The organism is Streptomyces avicenniae (genome assembly GCF_000719135.1).
GTDB lineage: Bacteria > Actinomycetota > Actinomycetes > Streptomycetales > Streptomycetaceae > Streptomyces > Streptomyces avicenniae.
On record NZ_JOEK01000009.1, the window covers coordinates 530,682 to 557,196 of the forward strand.

Annotated in this window: 21 protein-coding genes; 12 read left to right on the forward strand and 9 right to left on the reverse strand. The window is 75.0% G+C overall.

The features are described 5' to 3' along the window. The first annotated feature begins 38 nt into the window (after positions 1–38). The 4 genes from IF27_RS17345 (at position 39) to IF27_RS17360 (ending at position 6,833) form a co-directional block, all read left to right on the forward strand. Positions 39–713: a D-sedoheptulose-7-phosphate isomerase gene (locus IF27_RS17345; protein WP_052850493.1), complete on the forward strand. Its 675-nt coding sequence runs from the start codon at positions 39–41 to the stop codon at positions 711–713. Continuing rightward, positions 710–2,140, forward strand: a complete 1,431-nt coding sequence (rfaE2, locus tag IF27_RS17350; protein ID WP_052850494.1) for a D-glycero-beta-D-manno-heptose 1-phosphate adenylyltransferase — start codon at positions 710–712, stop codon at positions 2,138–2,140. Before IF27_RS17345 ends, rfaE2 begins: the two co-directional genes overlap by 4 nt. Continuing rightward, positions 2,137–3,102, forward strand: a complete 966-nt coding sequence (locus tag IF27_RS17355; RefSeq protein WP_052850495.1) for a glycosyltransferase family 9 protein — start codon at positions 2,137–2,139, stop codon at positions 3,100–3,102. Before rfaE2 ends, IF27_RS17355 begins: the two co-directional genes overlap by 4 nt. 182 nt (positions 3,103–3,284) lie before the next feature. Then, positions 3,285–6,833, forward strand: coding sequence for a WD40 repeat domain-containing protein (locus IF27_RS17360; protein WP_052850496.1), 3,549 nt, complete (start codon positions 3,285–3,287; stop codon positions 6,831–6,833). 15 nt (positions 6,834–6,848) lie between these two features. Here IF27_RS17360 and IF27_RS17365 read toward each other — a convergent pair whose 3' ends face one another. From IF27_RS17365 to IF27_RS17375, 3 genes are all read right to left on the reverse strand, one after another. After that, positions 6,849–7,148 (reverse strand): NIPSNAP family protein, encoded by a 300-nt coding sequence (locus tag IF27_RS17365; protein ID WP_052850497.1) that lies wholly within the window; start codon positions 7,146–7,148, stop codon positions 6,849–6,851. Between the two features lie 100 nt (positions 7,149–7,248). After that, on the reverse strand, positions 7,249–8,181 hold the full coding sequence (locus IF27_RS17370; protein ID WP_052850498.1) for a glycosyltransferase family 2 protein: 933 nt from the start codon (positions 8,179–8,181) through the stop codon (positions 7,249–7,251). Then, positions 8,168–9,040, reverse strand: a complete 873-nt coding sequence (locus IF27_RS17375; RefSeq protein WP_052850499.1) for a glycosyltransferase family 2 protein — start codon at positions 9,038–9,040, stop codon at positions 8,168–8,170. Before IF27_RS17375 ends, IF27_RS17370 begins: the two co-directional genes overlap by 14 nt. An 87-nt stretch (positions 9,041–9,127) precedes the next feature. On the opposite strand from IF27_RS17375, the gene IF27_RS17380 reads away from it, so the two are divergent. From IF27_RS17380 to IF27_RS17390, 3 genes are all read left to right on the forward strand, one after another. Further along, positions 9,128–10,057 (forward strand): polysaccharide pyruvyl transferase family protein, encoded by a 930-nt coding sequence (locus IF27_RS17380; protein WP_052850500.1) that lies wholly within the window; start codon positions 9,128–9,130, stop codon positions 10,055–10,057. Between the two features lie 121 nt (positions 10,058–10,178). Further along, on the forward strand, positions 10,179–12,302 hold the full coding sequence (locus tag IF27_RS17385) for a catalase (RefSeq protein ID WP_052850501.1): 2,124 nt from the start codon (positions 10,179–10,181) through the stop codon (positions 12,300–12,302). A gap of 83 nt (positions 12,303–12,385) precedes the next feature. After that, on the forward strand, positions 12,386–12,778 hold the full coding sequence (locus IF27_RS17390) for a CBS domain-containing protein (protein WP_052850502.1): 393 nt from the start codon (positions 12,386–12,388) through the stop codon (positions 12,776–12,778). Positions 12,779–12,796: 18 nt separating this feature from the next. On the opposite strand, the gene IF27_RS17395 is transcribed toward IF27_RS17390, so the two are convergent. Further along, the gene (locus tag IF27_RS17395) at positions 12,797–14,161 is read right to left on the reverse strand and encodes an NAD(P)/FAD-dependent oxidoreductase (protein ID WP_052850503.1); all 1,365 of its coding nucleotides are present in this window, start codon (positions 14,159–14,161) and stop codon (positions 12,797–12,799) included. A gap of 103 nt (positions 14,162–14,264) precedes the next feature. After that, positions 14,265–14,747, reverse strand: coding sequence for a DUF6328 family protein (locus IF27_RS17400; RefSeq protein WP_223291097.1), 483 nt, complete (start codon positions 14,745–14,747; stop codon positions 14,265–14,267). Between the two features lie 401 nt (positions 14,748–15,148). Here IF27_RS17400 and IF27_RS17405 point away from each other — a divergent pair, with 401 nt between their 5' ends. Together IF27_RS17405 and IF27_RS17410 are read left to right on the forward strand one after the other, a co-directional pair. Next, positions 15,149–18,202 (forward strand): FAD-binding and (Fe-S)-binding domain-containing protein, encoded by a 3,054-nt coding sequence (locus IF27_RS17405; RefSeq protein WP_052850504.1) that lies wholly within the window; start codon positions 15,149–15,151, stop codon positions 18,200–18,202. 128 nt (positions 18,203–18,330) lie between these two features. Continuing rightward, entirely contained in the window at positions 18,331–18,681 is a 351-nt protein-coding gene (locus IF27_RS17410) for a hypothetical protein (RefSeq protein ID WP_052850505.1), read from the forward strand. Between the two features lie 18 nt (positions 18,682–18,699). On the opposite strand, the gene IF27_RS17415 is transcribed toward IF27_RS17410, so the two are convergent. The 4 genes from IF27_RS17415 to IF27_RS17430 form a co-directional block, all read right to left on the reverse strand. Next, the gene (locus IF27_RS17415; protein ID WP_052850506.1) at positions 18,700–19,092 is read right to left on the reverse strand and encodes a hypothetical protein; all 393 of its coding nucleotides are present in this window, start codon (positions 19,090–19,092) and stop codon (positions 18,700–18,702) included. 87 nt (positions 19,093–19,179) lie between these two features. Next, positions 19,180–20,019: an ABC transporter permease gene (locus IF27_RS17420; RefSeq protein WP_052850507.1), complete on the reverse strand. Its 840-nt coding sequence runs from the start codon at positions 20,017–20,019 to the stop codon at positions 19,180–19,182. Continuing rightward, a complete protein-coding gene (locus IF27_RS17425) occupies positions 20,016–20,966 on the reverse strand; it encodes an ABC transporter ATP-binding protein (protein ID WP_052850508.1) in 951 nt (316 codons plus the stop codon). The genes IF27_RS17420 and IF27_RS17425 overlap by 4 nt, the downstream gene beginning before the upstream one ends. Positions 20,967–20,995: 29 nt before the next feature. Further along, complete coding sequence (locus IF27_RS17430) at positions 20,996–21,454, reverse strand: MarR family winged helix-turn-helix transcriptional regulator (RefSeq protein ID WP_052850509.1); 459 nt, start codon at positions 21,452–21,454, stop codon at positions 20,996–20,998. 168 nt (positions 21,455–21,622) lie between these two features. Here IF27_RS17430 and IF27_RS17435 point away from each other — a divergent pair, with 168 nt between their 5' ends. From IF27_RS17435 to IF27_RS17445, 3 genes are all read left to right on the forward strand, one after another. Further along, positions 21,623–23,059, forward strand: a complete 1,437-nt coding sequence (locus IF27_RS17435) for an FG-GAP-like repeat-containing protein (RefSeq protein WP_223291086.1) — start codon at positions 21,623–21,625, stop codon at positions 23,057–23,059. Between the two features lie 231 nt (positions 23,060–23,290). Further along, the gene (locus tag IF27_RS17440; RefSeq protein WP_223291087.1) at positions 23,291–24,667 is read left to right on the forward strand and encodes an FG-GAP and VCBS repeat-containing protein; all 1,377 of its coding nucleotides are present in this window, start codon (positions 23,291–23,293) and stop codon (positions 24,665–24,667) included. Positions 24,668–25,052: 385 nt separating this feature from the next. After that, positions 25,053–26,492, forward strand: coding sequence for an FG-GAP-like repeat-containing protein (locus IF27_RS17445; protein ID WP_110945991.1), 1,440 nt, complete (start codon positions 25,053–25,055; stop codon positions 26,490–26,492). Positions 26,493–26,515: the final 23 nt, after the last annotated feature.

A 26,515-nucleotide genomic window follows, 5' to 3' on the forward strand; every position in this document is an offset into this window, starting at 1 on the left:
ACGTCACCCCGCCCCCTCGCCACACACCGGAGGTCACCATGCACGCACCGCGCAGCGCGCACCGGCACTGCCAGTCGCTCCACGACGCGCTCCGGGGGTTCCGCGACGACGGCGACTACGGCCTGACGCAGGCCGTCGCCTGGGGGCGGCAGCTCGCCCAGGTCCTGTCGTCGGGCGGCAGGCTCCTCGCGGCGGGCAACGGCGGCAGCGCCGCGCAGGCGCAGCACCTGACGGCGGAACTGGTCGGCAGGTACGCGGCGGACCGGCGCCCGTTCTCGGCGATCTCGCTGCACGCGGAGACGTCCAGCATGACGGCGATCGCCAACGACTACGGCTTCGACGAGGTGTTCGCCCGCCAGGTCGCGGCGCACGGCCGCGAGGGCGACGTCCTCGCGCTGATGTCCACCTCGGGCAGCAGCGACAACCTGCTCGGCGCCGCGACGGCGGGCCGCGCCGCCGGGCTGCGCGTGTGGGCCATGACGGGGCCGATGCCCAACCCGCTGGCGGCGCAGGCCGACGCGGTGCTGTGCGTCGATGCGCCCAGCACGGCGACCGTGCAGGAGGCGCATCTCGTCGCGCTGCACGTCGTGTGCGAGGCGTTCGACGAGGCGCTTGAGGACATGTCGCACACGCGGCAGCTCAAGGCCACGAGCCCCGAACCGGCGGACGCGCCGCCCGCGCCCGTCGCGCTGACCCGCCGGGAGGCGGCATGAGCGCGCCGCGCGGGCCGTTGGTCGTCGTCGGCGACATCCTGCTGGACGAGGACGTGACGGGCGAGGCCACCCGCCTCGCGCCCGACGCGCCCGTGCCGGTGGTCGAGGTGCAGGCCGAGCGGCGGCGGCCGGGCGGCGCGGGCCTCGCGGCGGCGCTCGCCGCGCGGGACGGCCGCGAGGTCGTGCTCGTCACCGCCATCGGGCAGGACAGCGCCAGCGAGGCGGTACGGGCGATGCTGCCGCCGTCCGTACGCCTCGCGGAGCTGCCGTTGCGCGGCACGCTGCCCGTCAAGTCGCGCGTCATGGCGGACGGCCGCCCCCTGGTCCGCATGGACCGGGGCGGCGGCACGGTGGGCGAGCCGGGCCCGGCCGTCCGCCGTGCGCTGGCCGACGCGGGCGCCGTCCTCGTCGCGGACTACGGGCGCGGCGCGGCGGCGGCCGTGCGGCAGGGGCTCGCCGAGGCGGCCGGGCGCGTCCCGGTGGTGTGGGACCCGCATCCGCGCGGACGCGCCCCCGTGGCGCGGGCAAGGCTCGTCACGCCCAACGAGCACGAGGCGCGCTGGTTCGTGCGCGAGCACTGCCCCGGCGCCACCGGCGTCGCCGCCGAGGAGGGAGACGACACGCTGCGCGCCCACAGCCTGCGCGGCGCGCTGCTCGCCGAGCGCTGGCAGGTCGCCGCGGTCGCGGTGACGCTGGGCGAACGCGGCGCCGTCCTGACCCGCGCCGACTCCGACGACCCGCTCTACCTGCCGGTGGCGGCGGGCGGCGAGTGCGACCCGTGCGGCGCCGGTGACTGCTTCGCCGCCACGGCGGCGACCGTCCTCGCCGACGGGGGGCTGCCGTCCGAGGCGGTCGGCCGGGCCGTGGAGGCGGCGGCGGCCTTCGTGACGGGCGGTGGCGTGGCGAGCCCGGTCGGCTGGCGCAGGCAGACGGCCCCGGCGGAGGTGCCGGGCGGCGTGCCGCGTGACCTGCCCGCCATCCGCGCGCTGACGGAGACGGTACGGGCGCGCGGCGGCACGGTCGTCGCCGCGGGCGGCTGCTTCGACCTGCTGCACGCGGGCCACGTGCAGTTCCTGGAGAACGCGCGGCGCACCGGGGACTGCCTCGTCGTGTGCGTGAACTCCGACGCGTCCGTGCGCCGCCTCAAGGGCCCAGGCAGGCCGCTGAACCCGGCGGCGGACCGGCTGCGCGTGCTGGGGAGCCTGGGCTGCGTGGACGCGGTCGCCGAGTTCGGCGAGGACACCCCGGAGGCGCTGCTGCGGGAACTGCGGCCCGACGTGTGGGTGAAGGGCGGCGACTACCGCGTGAGCGACCTGCCGGAGGCGGCGGCGCTGCGCGAGTGGGGCGGCCAGACCCTCGTCCTGCCCTACCTGGACGGACGCTCCACGACGGAACTGGCGCGGCGCGCCGCGTTCGTCCGCCGGTGAGCACGCCCCGTGTGCTGGTGCTGCGGGCGCTCGGGCTCGGCGACCTGCTGACGGCCGTGCCCGCGCTGCGGGCGCTGCGCCGGGCGCGCCCGGACCGGTGGCTGGTGCTCGCCGCGCCGGAGGCGCTGCGGCCCGCCGCCCGGCTGACGCGCGCCGTGGACGAGTTCGTGCCGACCACGGCGGCCGGGCGCGAGGTGCCCGGCCACATCCCGTGGAGCGGGCCGCCGCCCGTCCTCGCCGTGGACCTGCACGGCAGCGGCCCTGAGAGCGTCGCCCCGCTGCGCGCGCTGCGGCCCGCCGCGCTGTTCGCGTACGCGGAGCCGTCGGGGCCCGCGTGGGACGAGGGCGAGCACGAACGGGTGCGCTGGTGCCGCCTGTTGGAGTGGTACGGCATCCCTGCCGACCCCGGCGACCTGCGGATCAAGGCCGCCGACGTGTACTCCCCGGCGCCGGGCGCGGTCGTGCTGCACCCGGGCGCGGACGCGGCGGCGCGGCGCTGGCCCGCCGACCGGTTCGCGGCGGTGGGCCGGGCGCTGCGCGACGAGGGGCGCGACGTGGTGGTGACCGGCGGCCCGGCCGAGTCCGCGCTCGCCCGCCGGGTGGCGGCGGACGCGGGCCTGCCCGAGGAGGCCGTGCTGACGGACGTGCCGTTCGACGACCTGACGGCCCTGCTCGCGGAGGCGCGGGCCGTGGTGGTCGGCGACACCGGCATCGCCCACCTGGCGACGGCGCTCGGCACACCGTCCGTCGTCCTCTTCGGCCCGGTCTCCCCGCAGTTGTGGGGCCCGCCGGACCTGCCACGCCACCGCGCGCTGTGGCACCCGGACGACCCGCCGACCCCCCGCCCCGGCGACCCCCACGCCACCACCCCCGACGCACGCCTGCTGCGCATCACACCGGCCGACGTCCTCACCGCACTCGCCTCACTCCCGACACCTTTCCCCCTCACACGCCTGCGCTGACACACCCGGACACGGCCTGACATCGGCCACTTGTGGCCTGCACGGGCGATCCTCGATCATGGGGCGGTCGGGGGAAGTTGCCCAGGTAACGCAGGAGTTGCGCGCATGGTCGGGACGGAGAGCGGTCCAGGGGGACGCTGCGGGCACGCCGGGGCGCATCCCCGCGTACCGGGGGCGACGGCATGAGGAACCGTCAGCTCAGTCTCGCCCTCCAGATCCTCGTGGTCCTGCTCGCGAGCCTGCTCGGCATCGTCACCAACTACGCGACCAACGCCGAGGACGTGCCCTTCGCCCTCCAGGTGTTACAGCGGGTGGCGGTCCCGGCGATCGGTCTGCTGATCCTCGCCATGATCCTCGCCCAGGCCGCCGTGCTCCGCCTGGAACGCCCGGCTCCCCCACCGCGCGTCTGGGACAGGCGGCAGGCCCCCTATCCCGGTCTCGACGCCTTCACGGAGACCGAGGCCGCCGTGTTCTTCGGCCGGGAGACGCAGATCGCCGAGGTGACCAGGCGCCTGCACGCGTCACCGCCCCGGGACGCCGAGCGCTTCGTCCCGCTGGTGGGGGCGTCGGGAAGCGGCAAGTCGTCCCTCGCCCAGGCGGGCGTGACGCCGCGCCTGCGCGAGCGGCGCTGGACGGTGCTGCCGGTGCTGAGCCCCGGCGCCAACCCGCTGGGCGCGCTGGCGGACATGCTCGCCGAGGCGGCGGGCGGCGCGGAGAGCGGGGCGGTGGTCGCACGGCGGCTGCGCCAGTCGCCCGGGATGCTCTCCGAGGAACTCGGCCGCCTGCGCCGCAACGGCCGCTTCCGCAGCATGCTGCTCGTGATCGACCAGTTCGAGGAGCTGATCACGCTCGCCGGGGAGCGCGAGCGGACGGCGTTCCTCCAGGCCGTGGCCCACGCGCTCGCCCAGGACTCCCGGCTGCACGTCCTCGCCACCGTCCGCATCGAGTTCCTGCACGACTTCCTCGACACGCCGCACGCGGAGCTCTTCCAGAAGCCCGTGGCCATCGGCACGATCGGGCGCCCGCAACTGGCCGAGGCCGTCGAGCGGCCGGGCGCGCTGGTCGGGATGACCTTCGCCCCGCGCCTGGTCGAGACGATCCTGGACGACACCGGCACGAGCGACGCACTCCCGCTCCTGGCCTACCTGCTCCAGGAGTTGTACTTCGCCTCCGGCCCCGGCACCACCGTCACCGAGGACTTGTACCGCAGGCTCGGTGGCGTGGCCGGGGCACTTGCGCGCCAGGCGGACCACGTGGTGTCGGGACTGCGCGAGACGGAGAACGCCGCGTCGATCCCGCGGACACTGCTGAAGTTCGTCACCGTGGAGGGAGGCCAGGCGACACGCCGCCGGGTGGCACTCGCCGAACTGACGTCGGGAGAGCGGCGCATCGTCGATGCGTTCGTCGATGCCCGGCTCCTGGTCACCGACGCAGGGGACGGGGAGCGGGCGACACCCGAGGCGTTCGCGCGTGTGGCGCACGAGGCGCTCTTCCGCCAGTGGCCGCCCCTGCGTCAGGAGGTCGAGGCCCGTGCCGAACAGCTCAGGCAGCGGGCGGAGCTGGAACGCTGGGCGGCGGACTGGCAGCGGGCGGACCGCAGCGCCGACTACCTGCTGACCGGGGACCGGCTCGTCCTCGCCCAGCGGTGGCTGACCGCGCTGGAGGAGAGCGGCCAGGCGTCGGACGCGGTCCGCGCGCTGGTCGTCACGTCCCGCGACCGCGACCTGGCCCATCTGCGCCGCGTGTCCGAGAGCGTCGGCGAGTACGTGCTCGCGAACGCGGAGCGGGATCCAGAGCTTTCGCTCCTGCTGTCCCTGGCCGCCCTCGACGAATGCGGGCGGACGCCGACGGCCGGGCGCGGCCTCATGGCGGCCCTTGCCTCCAGCCATCTCAGGGCCCAGTTGGTGGGACACACGGACACCGTCCGCGGTGTCGCGTGGTCCCCCGACGGCGGACGGATCGCGGCAGCGTCGCGGGACGGCACGGCGCGGATCTTCGACGCGGTGTCCGGCCGCGCCCGCGCGGTGCTCTCCGGTGGGGGGTCCATGGTGGAGGCGGTGGCCTGGTCACCGGACTCATCGAAGGTCGCCACCGCGGGCCGGGACCGGGTGGTGCGTGTGTGGGACGCCGGGTCCGGTGCACACCTTCTGTCCCTGACCGGGGCCACCGACATCGGGCGCTCGGTCGCATGGTCGCCCGACGGGTCGCGGATCGCCGGGACGTCGCGGGACCGACTGGTCCGTGTCTGGGACGCGGACACGGGACACCTCGTGCGGGAGTTCCACGGCCACACCGACGACGTGTGGGGGGTCGCCTGGTCGCCGGACGGCACGCGGCTGGCGAGCGCCTCGCACGACCGCACGGCGCTCGTGTGGGACATCGCCTCGGGACGGTCCGTGGCGACCGTCGCCGGTCACACCGACTTCGTCGAGGGCGTGGCATGGTCACCCGACGGACGGAGCGTCGCCACCGCCTCGGGGGACCACACCGTCCGTGTGTCCGACCCCGCCACCGGTGACCTGCGGCTGCTGGTCAGGGGTCACGGCGACTACGTGTGGGGCGTGGCGTGGTCGCCCGACGGACGCTCGCTCGCCTCGGTCTCCTCGGACCGCACGGTGCGCGTCTTCGACGCGCGGGACGCCAAGCCGCTGGCGGTGTTCCGGGGGCACGGCGACACCGTCTGGGCGGTGGCCTGGTCCCCGGACGGGACACGTCTGGCCTCCGGCTCCTCGGACACGACGGCCCGCGTCTGGGACGTCCGGCCGCGCGGCGCCGAGCGCGTCCTCGTCGCCGGGCACCGGCAGCCGGTCAACGAGGGGGTGTGGTCTCCCGACGGCGGCCGGATCGCCACGGCGTCGGACGACGGCACGGCGCGGCGGTGGGACGCGGCGACGGGTGCGGAGACGGATCTGCCGGTGCGTCACCTGGACAGGGTGTGGGGCGTGGCCTGGTCGGAAGGACGCCTTGTCACCGGGTCGGGCGACAGGACGGCCCGGATCACCGACGGGGAGCACACCCGCGACCTCGCCCACGGTGACGCCGCGGTCGAGGCCGTGGCGTTCTCCCCGGACGGCGGCCGTCTGGCCACCGGAGGGCACGACGCCGTGGTGCGTGTCTGGGACGTCGCGTCAGGGGACGAACTCATGGCTTTCGAAGGCCACCAGGACTGGGTGGGCGCCGTCGCCTGGTCGCCCGGGGGACAGTTCCTCGCGACGGGTTCCGACGACCGTACCTGCCGGATCTGGGACGTCGCCGGGGGCCAGCAGGTCACGGTGCTGCGCGGGCACGAGGGCTACGTGGACGGCGTGGCGTGGTCGCCCGACGAGCGGCACGTCGTCACGGCGTCGGGTGACTGGACGGCGGGTCTGTGGCTCGTGGCCAGCGGTCGGCGGGTCGGGTCGCTGCGCGGACACGACGGCCGGGTGCGCGGTGCCGCGTGGTCGCCGGACGGCAGCCGGGTCGCCACCGTCTCGGACGACCGTACGGTCCGCGTCTGGGCCGCGGGGACGACGGAGGAGATCGGGGTCGCCGGGGTCCATCAGGACAAGGTCACCTCCGTCGCCTGGTCGCCGGACGGCAGCGCGCTCCTGACGGCGTCGTTCGACGGCACGGCCCGGGTCTGGGCGGCCGATCCGGATCTGGACCGGCTCACGACCACCGCGCGCAACCGCGTCTTCCGGTCGCTGACCCGGGAGGAACGGCTGCGCCACATGCTGCCGCTCACTCCCTGACCGGGCCAGGCGCCGTCACAGGACGGCATCGACCGCGTGTTCCTCGGTGGCCACCAGGTAGTCGTCCGGGTCCAGGTCCATGGCCGCGCGCTGCGGTGCGGCCCAGTAGAGCGCGTTGCGTTCGGCGAACGTCCCTGGTCCCTCGTAGGAGATCAGCCAGAAGAAGAGGTTCCGTTCCCGGTCCACCCACGCGCCGCCGATCTCGAAGCCCAACTCCCTGCGGAGCGGCACGATCTGGGTGCGCCAGCGCTCGGCCCACTCGTCGAGCAGCCCTTCCCGGACGGTGTACGTGCGCAGTTGGGTGGTCCTCGGCATGTTCGGCTCCTCCGGGATGCGGCCGATCGGGGACCCCAGGTTTCCCCATGCCGCCCTGCTCGGGCAACCGTGGCCCTGACCCGCGGTCGGCCGCGGCGCCTCACCCCACGTAGCGGCGGGCGCGGGAGGTGCGTTGGGCTTCCTCCAGCAGCCGCAGCCGTGCCTCCACGTCGTCCGGCACCGCCCTGCGTTCCCGCAGCACCCACGGCAGCCCGCCGAGGGCGCGCAGCACGGCGACGGCGGACGTCCGGTCGTGCGGCACCGTCCGCAGCAGGTGCGCCGTGCGGCGCAGGACGGCGGTGGGCGGGCGGCGCAGCCAGGTGTACCAGAGCGTGTTCCTGATGCCGTCGGCGCGGCGGCGGGTGGGGTCGCGCAGTCCTGACGGCTGGTGGTGGACGCGCAGTTCCCCGGCGTAGACGAGCCACCAGCCCGCCGTCATCAGGTCGGCCGCGAGCAGTTCCTCCTCGCCGCCGAGCCACAGCCGGGGCGAGAAGCCGCCCGCCGCGCGGAAGGCGTCGGTGCGCAGCACGGTGGCCCCGGCGAGGAACGAGCCGAGCGCGGGCCCTGGCAGCCCTTCGGGCCTGGGCAGCGGGGAGGCGCGCAGTTCGGCGACGATGGGGTCCTCGGTGCCGCCGGGTTCGACGAGGATGCGGGCGGTGACGGTGGCGACGGTGGGGTGGGCGTCGAGGAGGTCGGCCGCGGCGCGCAGGGAGCCGGGCTCCCACCACGTGTCGTCGTCGCAGAACGCGGTGTAAGGGGTGGTGACCTCGCGGACGGCGAGGTTGCGGCCGACGGCGCCGAGGTTGGCGCCCGGGCTGAGGACGCGCAGGCCGGGGTGGCGGGCGGCGGCGGCGCGGGCGGTGCCGTCGGTGGAGCCGTTGTCCACGACGATGATCCGGGGCCGTTCCGGCAGCGCGGTGAGCCGGTCGAGGGTGCGCAGCAGCTCGTCGCGCCGGTTGTGCGTGATGACGACGACGGTGACGCGCGCGTCCGGCGGAAGCGCGTCAGGCCGCGGCGCGTCAGGCGGCGGCATGGGTGCGCTCCAGGAGCCGTACGTCCGCCTCCACCTCCGGCGGCAGCGGGCGGCGGTCGCGCCAGGCGGCGGGGAGGCGGGAGACGATCTGGCCGAGCGCCTGCCGCGCGGTGGCGTCGGCGGGCGCCTCGCGCGCGAGCTGCCAGGTGTCGCGCAGCGCGACGGGCAGCGGGCGGCGCAGCCAGGCGGTGAGGTTGGCGTTGCGGCGCATCATGGCGCGGCGCTCGGGCCTGGGGTCGTCGGCGGGTTCGTGGACGGCGGTGATCTCGGGGGCGTAGGTGACGAGCCAGCCAGCGACGGTGAGGTCGTAGGCGAGCAGCGTCTCCTCGCCGCCGATGAACAGCAGCGGGTGGTAGCCCCCGGCGGCCAGGTAGGCGCTGCGGCGCGCGACGGCGGCGCAGCCGAGGAAGCCGAGGACGGGCGGCCCCGGCAGTCCGGCGGGGCCGCTGAGCGGGGAGGCGGCGAGGGCGGAGTTCACCGGGTCGGGGGCGCGGTCGGCGCCGACGAGGGTGCGGGCGGCGAGGAGCCCGATGCGCGGGTCGTCGTCCAGGAGCCTGGCGGCCTCGGTGAGGGATCCCGGCGTCCACCAGGAGTCGTCGTCGCTGAAGGCGATGTACGGCTGGCGCAGGGCGCGGACGCCCGCGTTCCGCGCGAGGGGGCCGAGGTTGTCCGGCATGGGGAGGAGGCCGACGTGCGGGAAGCGGTCGGCGACCATGGCGCGGGTGTCGTCGGTGGAGGCGTTGTCCACGACGAGGATCTCGGGGTCCTCGGGCAGCGCGACCAGCCGCTCAAGCGTGGCGGCCAGCTTGGCGGCGCGGTTGCGGGTGGCGATGACCACCGCGAGGGACGGATGCGGCACGGGCGGCGAGTGCCCGGCGCGCCCGCGGCGAAACCCGCGCCGCCGCCCCGCACGTTTCGCCCGGTGCGTGCCGGGGACCCGGGGCCGATGCTGAGTGAGGGCGGACGAACACTGGTGACCGGCTGGTTCAGCCTGCTGGACGGTGAGGCGACGGCGGGTGACGTGCTGGCGCAGCGCCGGGTGTGCGACGTGCTCCAGGCGCGCGGCATCCCGCACGACGTGGCGTGGAGTCCGCGGTTCCGGCCGGACGGCCTGGCGCTGGACGCGGCGCGGCCAGGGGACTACGAGCGGCTGATCTTCGTGTGCGGTCCGCTGCACGGGCCGCAGGTGGCGGGGCTGCACGAGCGGTTCGCGCACTGCCACCGCGTGGCGGTCGGCGTGTCGGTGATCGACCCGGACGACCCGGCGGTGACGGGGTTCCACGGCGTCCTCGCGCGCGACGTGGCGGACCGTGCGCCGACGCAGGACCTGTCGCTGCGCGCGCCGCGCGAGCCGGAGGTGCCGGTGGTCGGCGTGGTGCTGACGCACGGGCAGCAGGAGTACGGCGGGCGGCGCGCGCACGACGAGGTGGCGGAGCGGATCACGGGCTGGCTGGCCGGGACGCGCTGCGCGCCGGTGATGGTCGAGACGCGCCTCGACTCGCGTGACGGGCGGCTGTGCGGCACTCCGGCGGAGCTGCTGTCGGTGCTGGGGCGGCTGGACGCCGTGGTGACGGACCGGCTGCACGGGCTGGTGCTGGCGCTGCGCGTCGGGGTGCCGCCGGTGGCGGTGGACCCGGTGCGCGGCGGGGCGAAGGTGACGGCGCAGGCGCGCGCGTGCGGCTGGCCCGCGCTCGTGGCGGCCGATCAGGTGGACGAACGGCGGCTGGACGCGTGGCTGCGCTGGTGTCTGGGGCGCGGGCGTGAGGTGGCGGGGATGCGGCGTCAGTGGCTGGGCGCGGCGTCGGACGCGGCGGACGAGCTGTCGTGGGCGCTGGGGGACGCCGCGCGGGAGGGCCGCCGGGCGGCCGGCGCGTGAAGCCTCGCGCGGCATGCCGGAAAAATACCGTAGTGGCTGATTTGTGACGTTTGCCCCTGTCGGGCAGGGTGGTCCGGGAGGGCGCTCCGCCCGCCCCGACAGGGAAGGACACAGGACGCAGATGTCCCAGCAGGACAAGGACGGCCGCATCCCGGAGAAGCAGGAACAGCTCGACCCGCTGCGGGACAGCGGCGCCGACGCGTACCTGACGACCAACACGGGCATCAGGCTGCACGACACGGACAACTCCCTCAGCGCCGGAGAGCGCGGCCCGACGCTGATGGAGGACTTCCACTTCCGCGAGAAGGTCACCCATTTCGACCACGAGCGCATCCCCGAGCGCGTGGTCCACGCCAGGGGCGCGGGCGCGTACGGCCACTTCAGGCCGTACGCGTCGATGGCGGAGTGGACGAAGGCCGACTTCCTCCAGGACCCGGACCGCGCCACGCCCGTCTTCGTGCGGTTCTCGACGGTCGCCGGCTCGCGCGGCTCGGCCGACACGGTGCGGGACGTGCGCGGCTTCGCGACGAAGTTCTACACCGCGGAGGGGAATTACGACCTGGTCGGCAACAACATGCCGGTGTTCTTCATCCAGGACGCCATCAAGTTCCCCGACTTCGTGCACGCGGTGAAGCCCGAGCCGGACAACGAGATCCCGCAGGCCGCCTCCGCGCACAACACGTTCTGGGACTTCGTCTCGCTCCAGCCCGAGTCGATGCACATGGTGCTGTGGACGATGTCCGACCGCGCGCTGCCGCGCAGTTACCGGATGATGCAGGGCTTCGGCGTGCACACGTTCCGCTTCGTCAACGCGCAGGGGCGGGCGACGTTCGTCAAGTTCCACTGGCGCCCGCTGCTGGGCACGCACTCGCTGACCTGGGACGAGTGCCAGAAGATCGCGGGCCAGGACCCGGACTTCAACCGCCGCGACCTGTGGGAGGCCATCGCCGCCGGGGACTTCCCCGAATGGGAGCTGGCGGTGCAACTGGTGGACGAGAAGGACGAGTTCTCCTTCGACTTCGACCTGCTCGACCCGACGAAGCTCATCCCGGAGGAGAGCGTGCCGCTGCGGCCGGTCGGCCGGATGACGCTGGACCGCAACCCGGCGAACTTCTTCGCCGAGACGGAGCAGATCGCGTTCCACACGGCGCACGTCGTCCCCGGCATCGACTTCACGAACGACCCGCTGCTCCAGGGCAGGAACTTCTCCTACCTCGACACGCAGCTGATCCGCCTCGGCGGGCCCAACTTCCAGCAGCTGCCGGTGAACCGCCCCGTCGCGCCGGTGCACAACAACCAGCGCGACGGCTACGGCCAGCACCGCATCCACCCGGACCGCACGGCCTACGCGCCCAACTCGCTCAGCGGCGGCTGCCCCGGCGTGGCGACGGCGGACACCGGCGCGTACGTCCACTTCCAGGAGCGCGTGGACGGCGTCAAGATCCGCAGGCGCAGCGAGAGTTTCGGCGACCACTACAGCCAGGCCACGCTGTTCTGGAACAGCATGGCGGACTGGGAGAAGGACCACATCGTCGCCGCCTACCGCTTCGAGCTGGGCAAGGTGGACGTCACGGAGATCCGCGAGCGGACCGTCGAGCAGCTGAACCACATCGACAACGAGCTGGCCACCCGCGTCGCCGAGGGCCTGGGGCTGACGGCCCCTGCCGGGCCCGCGATCCCGAACCACGGCCGCTCCTCCCCCGCCCTCAGCATGGCGTCGGGCCAGGGCGGCACGGTCGTCACGCGCAAGGTCGCCATCCTGGTGGCGGACGGCGTGTCCGAGGCGGACGTGGCGGCGCTGCGCGACACGCTCACCGAGGCCGGGGCCGTCCCCGAGGTGCTGGCGCCGCGCGCGGGCGAGGTACGCGCGGCGGGTGACGGCACGGTCGTCGTCGTGGACCGCCCTATCGCGACGATGGCGTCCACGCTGTACGACGGCGTGGTGGTGCCGGGCGGCGAGGAGAGCGTGCGGACGCTGGCCGCCATGGGCCGGGCGGTGCACTACGTGAGCGAGGCGTTCGCGCACGGCAAGAGCATCGGGGCGGTCGGCGCGGGCGTGGACCTGCTGCGGTCGCTGCGGCTGCCGGGCGTGCGGCTCGCCGGTGACGGTGACGGCGTCGTGGACGACCACGGCGTCGTGACGGCCGGGACGGGCGCGGGCCCGACCGAGGTGGCGCAGACGTTCACCGAGGCCCTGGCGTACCACCGGCACTGGGACCGCGAGGTGGACGGCGTCGCGGCCTGACCCCGCCGCGTGACCGGTACCGCCCTGTCATGGCATGCCGCCCCCCTCCCCGGGTACCGCCCGGGGGGAAGGGGCGGTCTGTCATGGACAGTTACGGTGCGGCGCGCGGGCGTACGGTGCGCGTCGGCGAGGTGATGACGCCGGTGGTGACGGCGCTGCGGCCGGACGCGTCGCTGGTCGAGGCGGCGCGGCTGATGCGCGACCAGGGCGTGGGCGAGGTGCTGGTCGCGCAGGACGGCGTGCTCCTCGGCATGCTGACGGACCGCGACATCACGGTGCGGGCCGTCGCCGAGGGGCTCGATCCGCTGCTGGTGCGCTGTCACGCGGTCTGCACGCCCGACCCGCTCGTGGTGGCGCCGGGCGACGAGGTGGCCGTCGCGTCACGGCTGCTGCGGGCGGCGGCGGTACGGCGCCTGCCGGTGGTGGACGGGGACACGGTCGTCGGCATGGTCTGCGCCGACGACGTGCCCGCCTGACCGCCACCGTAGGGGCGTTCAGGCCGCGTCGCGGCCCTGCCCCGCCTCCTCGCCCGCCGCCTGCCTGCCCGACCCCTGGTCACGGAAGACGCGCGCCAGCTCGGGGCTCGCCGAGTCGATCGGCACCGAGCCCGAGCGGACCATCCCGAGCTGCACCGCCTGCCGCGGCTGGACGGCCTCCAGCAGCCAGTCCGCCGCCACGCGCACGCGGTTCCCCGGCATCGCCAGCAGGTGGTAGCCGCGCGTCACGGCCCCGGCGAGCGGCCCCGACAGCGAGACGTGCAGCGGGTTGGCCGCCGCCTGGAACCCGCCGAGGTCCACGACGAACCCCCGGTCGTGGTGCAGGTAGGGGCGGCGCTCGGCCATGCCGTACAGCGCGGCGACGTTACGCGCCGCCGTCCTGCCGTGGCGCCACGCGTGCTGCGCCGTCATGGGCGTGACGGACCCGGGCTTCGTCATGTCGGGCACGGCCGCCGCGTCGCCGCAGGCGAACACCTCGGGGTGGCCCGGCACGTTCAGGAACTCGTCCACGCACACCCGGCCGCGCTCGGTGGGCAGCCCGACGTCGGCGACCAGCGGGTCGGGGCGGACGCCGACGCACCAGATCAGCGTGCGCGTGTCCATCGCCGAGTCGTCGGTCAGGACGATCCCGTCGTGCCTGGCCTCCTTGACGGAGGTCTTCATCCGCACGTCCACACCGCGCTGCCGCAGCACGCGGTCGGCGGTGCGGGAGAGCCGTTCGTCCAGCTCGGGCAGGACGCGCGGCGCGACGTCCAGCAGCGTCCAGCGCGGCCTGACGGCCCGCCGCCCGTCCTTGCGGCGCGCCAGCGAGTCGGCGAACATCGCGCCGTGCGCGGCCAGCTCGGTCCCGGTGTACCCGGCGCCGACGACGACGAAGTTGCTGCGCGCGCGGGCCTCGGCCGGGTCGTCCGCGCCCGCCGCAAGCTCCAGCTGCCTGACGATGTGGTCCCGCAGGTACAGCGCCTCGGGCAGGCCGCGGAAGCCGCGCGCGTGCTCGGCGACGCCGGGGATCGGCAGCAGCCTGCTGACGCTGCCCACGGACAGGACGAGCGTGTCGTACGACAGCTCGCCCTGGCCGTCCTCGGGGTCGGTGTAGCGCACGCGCTTGGCGTCCAGGTCCACGCCGTGCGCCTCGCCGAGCACCAGCCGCACGCCCGGCAGCGTCCCGGTGAGGGAGACGGTGACCCGCCGTGGCTCCAGGATTCCGGCGGCGACCTGCGGCAGCAGCGGCAGGTAGAGGAAGTAGTCGGTCGGGTTCAGGAGGACGATGTCCAGCTTGCCCCGGGCGCGGCGGGCCAGGGTCCTGGCGGTCTGGTAACCGGCGAATCCCGCTCCGACGATCACCACTCGCGAGCGACTCATGCCTTCCGCCTCCTCACGGCTCGGCCTGGTGGGTGGGACACCCTCGACGGCGTGAAACACGCCGAGTACCCCCTGGCCGCGCCGCTACCCGCGCGCCGGGCGGTCAGCCGCCCGACTCGCCGTCCGCGCCCTGCGTGGCGTAAGGACCCGGCCCGGCCTTGCGGCGCAGGTGCTGCGGCAGGCCGACCCACGTGACCAGGCAGAGCAGGAACGCGGTCGAGCCGACCGCGATGCCCGCCGCACGGCCGAAGACGACGTCCACGACGAGCAGCAGCGCGCCGGTCAGCGACAGCCCGAGCGCCGCGAGCCCGGCGCCCGCGAGCCGGGAGGAGGTGTCCACGATGGTGCGTTTGGCGCCGAGGCCGAAGAGCTGCCGGTGCATGGCGGCCGGGGCCGTGAACATGACGGTGGCGACGAGGGCGAGCAGCAGCGTCGTGACGTACATGACGCGCTGGGCCGTGTCCAGCTCGGGGAAGCGGGCGCTGAACGCGAGGGTGAGGAGGAACGCGAAGAGCATCTGGACGCCGGTCTGGGTGACGCGGAGTTCCTGGAGCAGCTCGGCGAAGTTGCGGTCCGCGCGCTCCATGGGTGTCTCGTCGCGGAGCGCGGCGACGCCGTCGTGGCCCTCCCCGCCCTCTCCCCTGTGCACCGGATTGCCTCTGGCGTGGCGCTCCTCGCGGGGTCTGCCGTCGTTGCTCTCTCTGCCGTCCATGGCGTCATCGTGCATGGGCCGTCTCCCCTTCTCCTGTCAGGCACGAGCGCCCGACCGTGGGGCGGAACGTTTCTCCGGCCCCGGACGCCGGACGCCGGTGTGGCTGCGGTCCACAGCACGCACCACCTGCTGCCCCCGCCGCCCGCCCCGAAACCCGGCGGCCGTGGCGGCGGCACGGCCGGGCGGGTGAGCGGGCGCGCGGGCCGGTTTCGCCCGGGCGCCCCAGGGGACTCGCGGCCCTCCCCAGCCGCCCGCCGTGACCGCCAGGAGGACCCGTGGAGCCGATCGAACTGCCGATGCCCGCCGTCCGCCGCCCCGCGCCGGAGCCGGACGTCCGCGCGCTGGAGAAGGCCCTGCGGCAACGGGTGGACGGCGACGTCAGGTTCGACAGCGGCACCCGCGCGGCGTACGCCACCGACGCGTCGAACTACCGGCGCGTCCCCTACGGCGTGGTCATGCCCCGCACCCCGGAGGCCGCCGTCGAGGCGGTCGCGGTGTGCCGCGAGTTCGACGCGCCGCTGCTGTCGCGCGGCGGCGGGACGAGCCTGGCCGGGGAGTGCTGCAACGCGGCCGTCGTCCTCGACTGGAGCCGGTACTGCGACCGGCTCATCTCGCTCGACCCGGAGGCGCGGCGCTGCGTGGTGGAGCCGGGGATCGTCCTGGACGACCTGAACCGGCAGCTCGCCCCGTACGGCCTCCAGTACGGCCCCAGGCCCGCCACGCACGCCAACTGCACGCTCGGCGGCATGATCGGCAACAACTCGTGCGGCTCCACGGCCCAGGCGTACGGCAAGGTCGTGGACAACCTGCACCGGCTCGAAGTCCTCACCTACGACGGGCTGCGCCTGTGGGTCGGCCGCACGCCGGACGAGGAGCTGGCGCGCCTCGCGGCGGGCGACGGCCGGGAGGCCGAGATCTACCGGCAGCTGGCCGCGCTGCGCGACCGGTACGGCGACGCGGTGCGCGCGGGCTTCCCCGACATCCCCCGGCGCGTGTCGGGCTACAACCTGGACTCGCTGCTGCCCGAGCACGGCTTCGACGTCGCCGGGCTGCTGACCGGCTCGGAGTCCACGCTCGTGACGGTGCTGCGCGCCGAGCTTGAGCTGGTCCCGCTGCCGGGCCACACGGCGCTCGTCGTCGTGGGCTTCCCCGACATCGCGACGGCCGCCGACCACGTGCCCGCGCTGCTGCGGCACGCGCCGCACGCGCTGGAGGGCGTGGACCACGAACTGGTCGTCTCCGAGCGCCGCGAGCACCTGCACCCGGAGGCGCTGGGCCTGCTGCCGCACGGCTCGGCGTACCTGATGGCCGTCCTCGCGGGCGACACGGAGGACGAGACGGGCGACAAGGCGCGCGCGCTGATCGCCGACCTGCCGGACGGCCTGGACCACACCTGGTACCACGACAGGCGGCACATGGACGAGCTGATGCTCGTGCGCGAGTCGGCCCTCGGCGCCACCGCGCACGCGCCGGGGCGGCCCGACGCGTGGGAGGGCTGGGAGGACGCGGCGCTGCCGGTGGAGCGGCTGGGCGAGTACCTGCGGGAGGTCGGCGCGCTGTGGGAGGAGTTCGGGTACGAACGGCCGTCCGTCTACGGCCACTTCGGGCAGGGCTGCGTGCACAACCGCATCCCGTTCGACCTGGCGTCCGAGGAGGGCGTGGCGCGGATGCGGGCGTTCGTGGAGCGCGCGGCCGACCTCGTCGTACGGCTCGGTGGCTCGCTGTCCGGCGAGCACGGGGACGGGCAGTCGCGCGGCGAGCTGCTTGAGCGGATGTACGGGCGGGAGCTGGTCGAGGGCTTCGAGCGGCTGAAGTCGCTGTTCGACCCGCGCGGGCGGATGAACCCGGGCAAGGTCGTCGTGCCCGACCGGCTGGACGAGCACCTGCGGCTCGGCGCGGACTACCGGCCGTGGGAGCCCGAGGTGGCGTTCGCCTACGCGGACGACGAGGGGAGCTTCAGCCAGGCGGCGCTGCGCTGCGTCGGGGTGGGGCGCTGCCGTTCGTCGCGCGGCGGGGTGATGTGCCCGAGCTACCGGGCGACGCGCGAGGAGGAGCACTCGACGCGCGGCAGGGCGCGGCTGCTGTTCGAGATGCTGCGGAACGGCTCGCCCGTGGACGGCGGCTGGCGTTCGCCCGAGGTGCGGGACGCGCTGGACCTGTGCCTGGCGTGCAAGGGCTGCAAGGCGGACTGCCCTGTCGGTGTCGATATGGCGACGTACAAGGCGGAGTTCCTGCACCACCACTACGCGGGCAGGCCGCGTCCGCTCGCGCACTACTCGATGGGCTGGCTCCCGGCGGTGGCGCGGGTGGCGGGGGTGGCGCCGCGTGTGGTGAACGCGCTGGCGGGCGTGCCGCTGCTGGCGCGCGTGGCGAAGGCGGCGGGCGGGATCGCGCCGGAGCGGGACATCCCGGTGTTCGCGGAGCAGCGGTTCACGGCGTGGTGGCGCGAGCGCGGCGGGCCGCGCGGGGACGGGCGGCGGGGCGAGGTCGTGGTGTGGCCCGACACGTTCACGGAGAACTTCCACCCGGCCGTGGGCCGGGCGGCGGTCGAGGTGCTGGAGGCGGCCGGGTTCCGGGTCAAGGTGCCGCGGGCGGCGGTCTGCTGCGGTCTGACATGGATCTCGACGGGCCAGCTGGGCATCGCGCGGCGCGTCCTCGCGCACACGGTGGACGTGCTGCGCGAGGACCTGCGGCGCGGCGTGCCGGTGGTGGGCCTGGAGCCGAGCTGCACGACGGTCTTCCGCTCGCAGGCGGCCGAACTGCTGCCTGACGACCCGGACGCGCGGCTGCTGTGCGAGCAGACGCGGACGTTCGCCGAGCTGCTGGGCGAGCGGGCGGCGGACTGGGAGCCCCCGGCGGTGGACGCGCGTGCCCTCGTGCAGCGGCACTGCCACCAGTACGCCGTCCTCGGCTTCGACGCCGACCGCGAGCTGATGCGCAGGGCGGGCGTGGACGCCGATGTGCTGGACTCGGGCTGCTGCGGCCTGGCGGGCGACTTCGGGTTCGAGCGGGGGCACTACGAGGTGTCGATGGCGTGCGCCGAGGCGGGGCTGCTGCCCGCCGTGCGGGAGGCCGGGGAGGACACGCTCGTGCTGGCGGACGGTTTCAGCTGCCGCACGCAGGTCGAGCAGGCGGGCACGGGCCACGCGGCGCCGCTGCACGTGGCCGAGGTGCTGGCCGCCGCGCTGCGCGGCGAGCCGGTGACGGCGGACCGCCCCGCGGCGCCCGAGATGCGCGCGCTGCTGCCGGTGGCGGCTGCGGCGGGCGCGGCGGCGGCGCTGTCGCTCGTCCTGCGCGCCACGCGCCGCACGGCACCGCCGGTGCGCTGACGCCGCCACCCACCGCCCGGCGGATTAGCACTGAAATTCGCGCTAGCACTCTCCGGTGAATGCCGAAATGACCGGTGCACGGTGTTTGTTACGGTGCGGACTCCCTAGCACCGAGCGGCGGAGAGGCCATGGCGCGCACGTGCCCGGATTGCGACACCCCGAGGGCCATCTCGGTCTGCTTCTCCGCCGAGGGGAACTTCCTTTTCCCCTGCGTCCGCTGCGGCTGGGTGCCGGTGGTGATGCCGGGCGGCGCCGAGATCCGCGCCAACCGCCCCTGCCCGACGTACGGCTGCCCCGGCTCGACGGCCGACGTCTTCACGTTCGGCGGCCTCGGCTCGCTGGACGCGGTCAGGTCCGAGGCGTGCATGGCCTGTTACGCGGGCCGCCGCGCCCCGTACGCGGCGCCGCCGCCCCCGGACCGCACCCTCGTGCAGAGCCCGTTCGGCCACCCCGCGTACCTCCCCCGCACCCGCCTGTGACCGGCCGCGCGGGCGGCGTCAGCGCCGCCTACGGGCCTCGCGCTCCGCGCGCCTCGCGGCGCGGTCGGCGGCCTTGCGCGCCGCCCGCTCCTCCTTCTCGCGCTCACGGGCCGCCACCTGCGCCCGCTTCACCTCGTCGCTGTCGTGGAGCAGTTCGACGGCCGAGAAGCGGCTGCCGTAGCTGCGCATGGACCCCTCACTCACCATCAGGAACCCGTCGGCGGTCCTGAAGAGCCGCGTCCGCGTCGGGCTGAGCGGATGGCGCGGCGCGTGGGCGCGGGCGACGGCCTCCAGACGTGCCATCGCCTCCTCCCGCGTGCCGGTGAAGTGTTCGAGCACGGTCGCGACGGTCAGCCGGTTGTCCCCCGACCCGGCGGTCTCCTCCACGACCAGACCCCACCGCTCCGCCATGTGACCCTCCCTCCCGCGCCCCCGGCGCGCGACGTCCCCGCCCGCTGATCATGCCCGCCACACGGCGGTTCACCACGCAGTCCGCCCTCAGCCCTGGACCCGCCGGGCGAAGCGGCGCAGCGCGAGGTGGCCGAGGGCCGCCGTGCCGACGGTGAGGGCCGTCAGGTACGCCCAGGCGGGCATGTGGCCGGTGGACGGGGTGAGCGCGGCGCGCAGGCCCTCGCTCATGTAGACGAGCGGGTTCGCGAGCGTCGCGATCTGCACCCAGCCGATCGAATCCAGCGCGGTCCAGGGGTAGTAGACGCAGCCGAGCATGGTCCCCGCGGCCAGGAGCAGGCCGAGCAGCGCGCCGAACGCGGAGGCGTCGATCGCGGTGCCGAGCAGCAGCCCGAGCGTGGCGGCGAGCAGCGCGCTGAGCACCAGGGTGAGCACGAGCAGCGGCCAGTTCCCGACGTGCGTCTCGGGCGCGCTCCCCGGCGCGTGGACGAGCCGGACGACCGGCACGACGACGAGGGAGGAGACCAGGCCGAACAGCGCCGACGACGTGATCTTCTGGAGCCCCAGGGCCCGCAGCGACAGCGGCGCGAGGGCCCGGTCGGTGATCTCGCGGCCCGGCCCCAGCTCGGCGGCCAGCGGCCCGGTGACGGACATGATGCTCTGGAGCGTCAGCGTGCTGGCTATCAGGCCGGGCAGCAGGATCGTGGAGAAGGACGTCTCCCCGCCCAGGCCGCTGCCGATGCTGGGCATCACGTAGGCGAAGGCGAACGTGAACAGCAGCGGCTGGAGCCCGACCTGCAACAGGAGCGCGGGCAGGTTGCGGCGCAGGACGTGCAGGTCACGGGCGGTCAGCGCGACGTAGGCGTGCCAGGCGGCGCGGCGCGACGACGGCGCGCGCGGGGTGGTGGGGCGGGTCTCGGTGAGGGTCATGGCGTGTAGTCACGTCCGGTCAGGGTCAGGAAGGCCGTCTGGAGGCTGGGGGGTGTGGTGGTGGCGTCGCGGACGGTGAGCCCGGCGTCGGCGCCCGCGCGCAGGAGGTGGCCGAGGAGCCCGTCAGGGCGCGTGGTGCGCACGCGGACGGCGGGGCCTTCGACCGTCGTCTCGTGCGGGCCGCCGGGTATGCGGCGCAGGGCGTCGCGGAGCGGGGAGGCGTCGGCGTCGTACCGGACGGTGAGGACGGTCCGTGCGCCGCTGGCCGCCTTGATCGCCTCGGGGGTGTCGCAGGCGAGCAGCCGCCCGTGGTCGATCACGGCCAGGCGGTGGCACAGGGCCTCGGCCTCGTCCAGGTGGTGCGTGGTCAGCACGACGGTCTGCCCGGCGCCGTACAGTCCCCTGATGATCCGCCACAGGTCCTCGCGCGCCCGGGGATCGACCCCGGCGGTCGGCTCGTCGAGGAAGAGGACGTCAGGCAGGTGCATCAGCGCGCGGCCGATCATGACGCGGCGCGCCTGGCCGCCGGAGAGCTGGTGCACCCTGGCCCGGGCCTTGTCGGCGAGGCCGAACTGCTCAAGCACCTCGGCCGCGCGGCGCCTGGCGGCGGCGGCCGACAGGCCGAAGTAGCGGCCACGGAAGGCGAGGTTGTCCGCGACGGTGAGCGCGCGGTCGAGCGTGCCCGCCTGGGAGACCACGCCGATACGGGACTTGACGCCCACCGGGTCGGCGCCGACCTCGCGTCCGGCGACCCAGGCCCGTCCCGCGGTGGGGGTGACCAGCGTCGTCAGCATGCCGATCGTGGTGGACTTCCCGGCGCCGTTCGCGCCGAGCAGGCCGAAGAACTCGCCCTGCGCGACGGTGAGATCGAGGCCGTGGACGGCGGCGCGGCCGTCGGGTGTGCCGGGGTGGACCTTGCGCAGGCCCTCCGTGCGGATGGCGTCCATGGGGTGCTCCAGGGGGATGGTCAGGGGGATCAGGGGGGCGGGGTGCCGTGGCCGGGGAGCCCGGTCCCGCCGAGTCGGGTGAGCAGGGCGGACAGCGTGCCGATGTCCTGCGCGTCCCAGGGGGGCGCGGCGAAGATCTCGGCGGAGACCTGCCCCGCGGTGATGAGCATGTCGGCCAGGCGATCGCGGCCCGTGGGGGTCAGCACGGCGTAGGCGACGCGGGCGTCGCGCGCGTCCGTCTCGCGCGTGACGAGCCCGATGCGCTCCAGCGGGGCGAGGCCCCGGGTCACCCCGGAGGCGGTCAGCCCCAGCGCCTCGGCCAGGTCCACCCGCCGCATCCGGCCGCCGGGGGCCAGGGACAGCCGCAGCAGGGCCGTGAAGTCGGCCAGGCTCACCCCGTGCAGTCGGCCGAGGCTCGCGTCGAACCGTTTGACCAGGGCCGTCTGGGCCCGTACGAGACGCAGCGACGCGTCCAGCGCATCCGTCATTGCCACCTCCTTGACTCCTCAAGCATACCGCAAAGATTGCGGAGTCAAGGATCTCCTGGGACAGCAGGTCAAAGCAGTCAAGGGGAGTGACAGGAGGGTCCCCAACTGATCTAATCCGACCGGGGATTCATCAATTCTTCACTCTGGGGAGGAAATGTGAGGGCACGTGTGAGCCGCACCACCACGCGTGGAGCGTTGTGCGGGCTGCTGACCTGCGGCGTGGTCGCGGGGATGATGGGACCGGCCGCCGCGGCGGACCGGGCACCCGTCGTGGACTTCAACGGCGACGGTTACGAGGACATCGCCTCGGGCGCCGTCTGGGCGACCGTCGGCGGACGGCTCGACGCCGGGGCGGTGACCGTCCTCTACGGCGCGAAGGGCGGCGTCTCCGAGGGGCGCCGGGCCATCGTGCACCAGGGCTCCCCCGGCGTCCCTGGCGCCGTGGAGGCGGACGACAACTTCGGCAGCGCGCTGGCGGCTGCCGACCTGGACGGCGACGGCTACACCGACCTGGCCGTCTCCTCCGTCGGCGAGGACATCGCCGGTGCGCAGGACGTCGGGGCGGTGACCGTCCTGTGGGGCAGCCGTTCCGGCCTGTCGGGCGGGACGGCCCTGTGGCAGGCGCCCGACCTGGAGGAGCTGAGCTACTTCGGTTCCGACGTGGCGTCGGGCGACTTCGACGGTGACGGCAACATCGACCTGACCGTGACGGCCTGGCAGAGCACCCACACCTACTACGGCTCCTTCGACCGCGCCACCGGCCCGGCCTCGACCGTCCAGGAGCCCTTCGGCTCCGACTGGTCGGTCTTCGCGGGCGACCTGGACGGCGACGGCGACGCCGAGCGCTTCTACCCGTACGCGTCCGACGGCGGCTTCGGCGTCGATATCTCCTACCAGGACTGGGACGGCGACCACGACGTCCGGCGCACGCTGGACGGCGCCGCGGGCGACGTGGGCGCGGTCGGCGACGTGAACGGCGACGGCTACGACGACCTCGTCCTCGGCGACTGGACCGACGGCGGCCGGATCTCCGTGTGGCACGGCGGCCCGGACGGGCCCGACCCCGACCAGACCCCGACCGTCATCGACCAGAACTCCCCCGGCGTCCCGGGCGCGACCGAGACGGACGACGGGTTCGGCGAGTTCGTCTCGGTCGGCGACGTCAACGGCGACGGCTACGCAGACGCCGCCGTGGGCACGCCGGGCGAGGACGTCGGCCCGGCCGAGGACGCGGGCATGGTGACCGTCCTGTACGGCTCGGCGACCGGGCTGAGCGGCCGGGGCTCCCAGGCGTTCACGCAGGAGGTCGCCGGGGTCCCCGGCGCGCCCGAGCAGTGGGACGCCTTCGGCGTCGCCGTGACGCTGCGGGACGTGACCGGCGACGGCCGGGCCGACCTCCTGGCGGGCGTGCCCGGGGAGAACCTCTACGGCGGGGTGGCCTACCTGCGCGCCACCGCCTCCGGCGTCACGACCAGCGGATCGCTGCTGATCACCGCCCGCGACGTGGGCCTCGAAGGCTACGCCGGGCTCGGCTACTCCACGGACACCGGCGCCGCGCGCACCGGCCCGTACGGCGACGCCGCCACGGCACGCACCGCCTCCTGACCGACCGCCTCCTGACCGACCGCCGCCGACGCCCGACGCTCCCCCGTCGGGCGTCGGCGGCGCCGTCGTTCCGGCGCGCCGTCCTCACGGGCCACCCCGGGAATCGGGTGACAGGCGATGAACCAACTGGTCTAATCCCAGAGGGGATTCATCAATTCTTCACCCTGGGGAGGGGCAGTGATGAGACGTGCGTGCCGTGGTGTCGCGCGGGGAACGCTGAGTGGATTGCTGGTGTGCGGGGTGCTCGTGGGGGCGGCGGGACCGGCCTCCGCGCGGGCGGCGGGTACGCCGGTGGTGGACTTCGACGGCGACGGCTGGGCCGATGTCGTGATCGGGGCCGACCAGGCGACGGTCGGCGGCCATGAGGCGGCGGGGGCGGTGGTCGTCCTGTACGGCGCACCAGGCGGTGTCACGGCGACGCGGCGCGCCGTCCTGCACCAGGGCTCGCCCGGGGTCCCGGGCGCGGTCGAGGAGCTGGACACCTTCGGCAGCGCCCTGACCAGCGCCGATCTGGACGGTGACGGCTACACCGACCTGGCCGTCTCCTCCCTCGGTGAGGACATCGCCGGGGCGCTGGACGTGGGCGGCGTCACCGTGCTGTGGGGCGGCCCTGCGGGGCTCTCCGGCGGCACGGCGCTGTGGCAGTCGCCGTGGCTGGGCGAGCTGGCCATGCTGGGCGCGGGCCTGGCGTCGGGCGACTTCGACGGGGACGGGTGGCAGGACGTCACCGTGACCGGCTGGCACGGCACCCACACGTACTACGGGCCGTTCGACCGCGTCGCCGGGGCGGCCACGAACGTGGACGAGCCGTTCGGCTCGCAGTGGACCACCTTCGCCGGGGACCTGGACGGCGACGGGGACGGGGAGCGGTACTACCCGTACACGACCGAGGAGGACCGGGCCGGCACGATCGTCTACCAGGACTGGGAGGACGGCGACGACGTCCGGTACACCCTCGATGCGGCGGACGGCGACGCGGGCGCGGTCGGCGACGTGGACGGCGACGGCTACGACGACCTCGTCCTCGGGGACTACCTCACCGACGGCGGCCGGATCTCCGTCTGGCGCGGCGGCCCTGACGGCCCCGACCCCGACCAGACCCCGACCGTGATCGACCAGGACTCGCCCGGCGTGCCGGGCGGGACCGAGGACTACGACGGGTTCGGGCTGTCCGTCGCGGTCGGTGACGTCAACGGCGACGGCTACGCGGACGCCGCCGTCGGCACGCCGGGCGAGGACGTCGGCCGGGCCCGTGACGCCGGGATGGTGACCGTCCTGTACGGCTCGCCCTCCGGGCTGAGCGGGCAGGGCGCGCAGGCGTTCACGCAGGACGTGGCCGGGCTGCCGGGAGCGGCGGAGTCGTCGGACTCCTTCGGCCTCTCCGTGTCACTGCGCGACGTGACGGGGGACGGCAGGGCCGACCTCCTCGCGGGCGTCCCCGGCGAGAACGGCTACGGCGCCGTCGCCTGGCTGCGCGCCACGGCCTCCGGCGTCACGACCGGCGGATCGCTGCTGATCAGCGCCCGCGACGCGGGCCTCGCCGGGAACAGCGGCCTCGGCTACGCCGTGGACTCCGGCCAGGTGCGCACCGGCCCGTACGGCGGGTGACCGACCGCGCCGCCGGTGTCTGACGCTCCCCCGTCGGGCGCTGGCGGCGCTGTCGTCCCGGACGGACGGCGGGCCGTCGCCGTCCTCAAGTCCTGACAGCACCTCGGCGAGGCGGTCGGCGAAGGCGGCGGGGTGCTTGGCGTGGCCGACGTGCCCGCCGGGGAACAGGGCGAGGTCCCGGCCGAGCCGCCCGAACAGCCACCGGACACCCGCGCGGAGCCGCCGGACGGCGCGAGGTGGGTGAGCGGAGGCGGCGCGGGCGTGCGGAGTCGAGGAGCGCGCAAGGTGACGGGGCGTGATGCCGGGGAGGCCGTGACAGACGACCGGCCAACTGATCTAATCTCACGGGGGATTCACCAATTTTTCACCCTGGGGAGGGAACGTGATGACACACGTGCGCCGTCATGCCGCGCGAGGGGCGCTGAGCGGAGTGCTGGCCTGCGCAGTGGTCGCGGCGATGGCGGGACCGGCCGCCGCAGAGCCCGTGGCACCGGTCGTGGACTTCAACGGCGACGGTCGGCAGGACATCGCCTCGGGCGCCGTCTGGGCGACCGTCGGCGGACAGCTGGACGCAGGAGCCGTGACCGTGCTCTACGGCGCGTCGGGCGGTGTCTCCGAGACGCGCAGGACCGTCGTGCACCAAGGTTCGCCCGGCGTCCCTGGCGCCGTGGAGGAGGGGGACTACTTCGGCAGCGCGCTGGCGGCTGCCGACCTGGACGGCGACGGCTACACGGACCTGGCCGTGTCCGCGGTCGGCGAGGACATCGCGGGCGCGCAGGACGTCGGCGCGGTCACCGTGCTGTGGGGCGGCCCGGCCGGTCTCTCCGGCGGCACGGCGCTGTGGCAGTCGCCCGCGCTGGAGGAGCTGAGCTACTTCGGCGCGGACGTGGCCTCGGGCGACTTCGACGGCGACGGCCACATCGACGTCACCGCCACGGCCTGGCAGGGCACGCACACCTGGTACGGCCCGTTCGACCGCGCCACGGGGGCGGCCACGAACGTGGAGGAGCCGTTCGGCTCCGACTGGGCCACCTTCACGGGCGACCTCGACGGCGACGGCGACGCCGAGCGGTTCTATCCGTACCCGACCGAGGGGAACCCGGACGGCATCGCCTACCAGGACTGGGAGGACGGCAGCGCCGTCACCCGCACCCTCGACGGGGCGGTGGGCGACGCGGGCGCGGTCGGCGACGTGGACGGGGACGGGTACGACGACCTCGTCCTCGGGGACTGGATCGACGGCGGCCGGATCTCCGTGTGGCACGGCGGCCCCGAGGGGCCCGACCCCGACCAGACCCCGACCGTCATCGACCAGGACTCGCCCGGTGTGCCGGGCGGGACCGAGACGGACGACGGGTTCGGCGAGTTCGTCTCGGTCGCGGACGTCAACGGTGACGGCTACGCCGACGCCGCTGTCGGCACGCCGGGCGAGGACGTCGGCCAGGCCGAGGACGCCGGGATGGTGACCGTCCTGTACGGCTCGCCCTCCGGGCTGAGCGGCGCCGGCTCCCAGGCGTTCACGCAGGAGGTGGCCGGGGTGCCCGGCGCGGCGGAGACGTGGGACGGCTTCGGCGTCGCCGTGTCGCTGCGCGACGTGACGGGGGACGGCAGGGCCGACCTCCTGGCGGGCGTGCCCGGGGAGAACCTCTACGGCGCGGTGGCCTACCTGCGCGCCACCGCCACCGGCGTCACGGGCACCGGCTCGGTGCTGATCAGCGCCCGTGACGTGGGCCTCGAAGGGTACGCCGGGCTCGGCTTCTCGACGGACACCGGCGCCGCGCGCACCGGCCCGTACGGCGACGCCGCCGCCGCCCGCGCCTCCTGACCGCCCGCGCCGCCGGTGCCTGA

Excerpts from the sequence above, each read along its gene's own strand:
- IF27_RS17345 (WP_052850493.1), top strand. The coding sequence starts at position 39 with ATGCACGCACCGCGCAGCGCGCACCGGCACTGCCAGTCGCTCCACGAC.
- rfaE2 (WP_052850494.1), top strand. The coding sequence starts at position 710 with ATGAGCGCGCCGCGCGGGCCGTTGGTCGTCGTCGGCGACATCCTGCTG.
- IF27_RS17360 (WP_052850496.1), top strand. The coding sequence starts at position 3,285 with ATGAGGAACCGTCAGCTCAGTCTCGCCCTCCAGATCCTCGTGGTCCTG.
- IF27_RS17365 (WP_052850497.1), bottom strand. The coding sequence starts at position 7,148 with ATGCCGAGGACCACCCAACTGCGCACGTACACCGTCCGGGAAGGGCTG.
- IF27_RS17370 (WP_052850498.1), bottom strand. The coding sequence starts at position 8,181 with ATGCCGCCGCCTGACGCGCCGCGGCCTGACGCGCTTCCGCCGGACGCG.
- IF27_RS17380 (WP_052850500.1), top strand. The coding sequence starts at position 9,128 with ATGCTGAGTGAGGGCGGACGAACACTGGTGACCGGCTGGTTCAGCCTG.
- IF27_RS17385 (WP_052850501.1), top strand. The coding sequence starts at position 10,179 with ATGTCCCAGCAGGACAAGGACGGCCGCATCCCGGAGAAGCAGGAACAG.
- IF27_RS17390 (WP_052850502.1), top strand. The coding sequence starts at position 12,386 with ATGGACAGTTACGGTGCGGCGCGCGGGCGTACGGTGCGCGTCGGCGAG.
- IF27_RS17395 (WP_052850503.1), bottom strand. The coding sequence starts at position 14,161 with ATGAGTCGCTCGCGAGTGGTGATCGTCGGAGCGGGATTCGCCGGTTAC.
- IF27_RS17400 (WP_223291097.1), bottom strand. The coding sequence starts at position 14,747 with ATGGAGCGCGCGGACCGCAACTTCGCCGAGCTGCTCCAGGAACTCCGC.
- IF27_RS17410 (WP_052850505.1), top strand. The coding sequence starts at position 18,331 with ATGGCGCGCACGTGCCCGGATTGCGACACCCCGAGGGCCATCTCGGTC.
- IF27_RS17415 (WP_052850506.1), bottom strand. The coding sequence starts at position 19,092 with ATGGCGGAGCGGTGGGGTCTGGTCGTGGAGGAGACCGCCGGGTCGGGG.
- IF27_RS17420 (WP_052850507.1), bottom strand. The coding sequence starts at position 20,019 with ATGACCCTCACCGAGACCCGCCCCACCACCCCGCGCGCGCCGTCGTCG.
- IF27_RS17425 (WP_052850508.1), bottom strand. The coding sequence starts at position 20,966 with ATGGACGCCATCCGCACGGAGGGCCTGCGCAAGGTCCACCCCGGCACA.
- IF27_RS17430 (WP_052850509.1), bottom strand. The coding sequence starts at position 21,454 with ATGACGGATGCGCTGGACGCGTCGCTGCGTCTCGTACGGGCCCAGACG.
- IF27_RS17445 (WP_110945991.1), top strand. The coding sequence starts at position 25,053 with ATGACACACGTGCGCCGTCATGCCGCGCGAGGGGCGCTGAGCGGAGTG.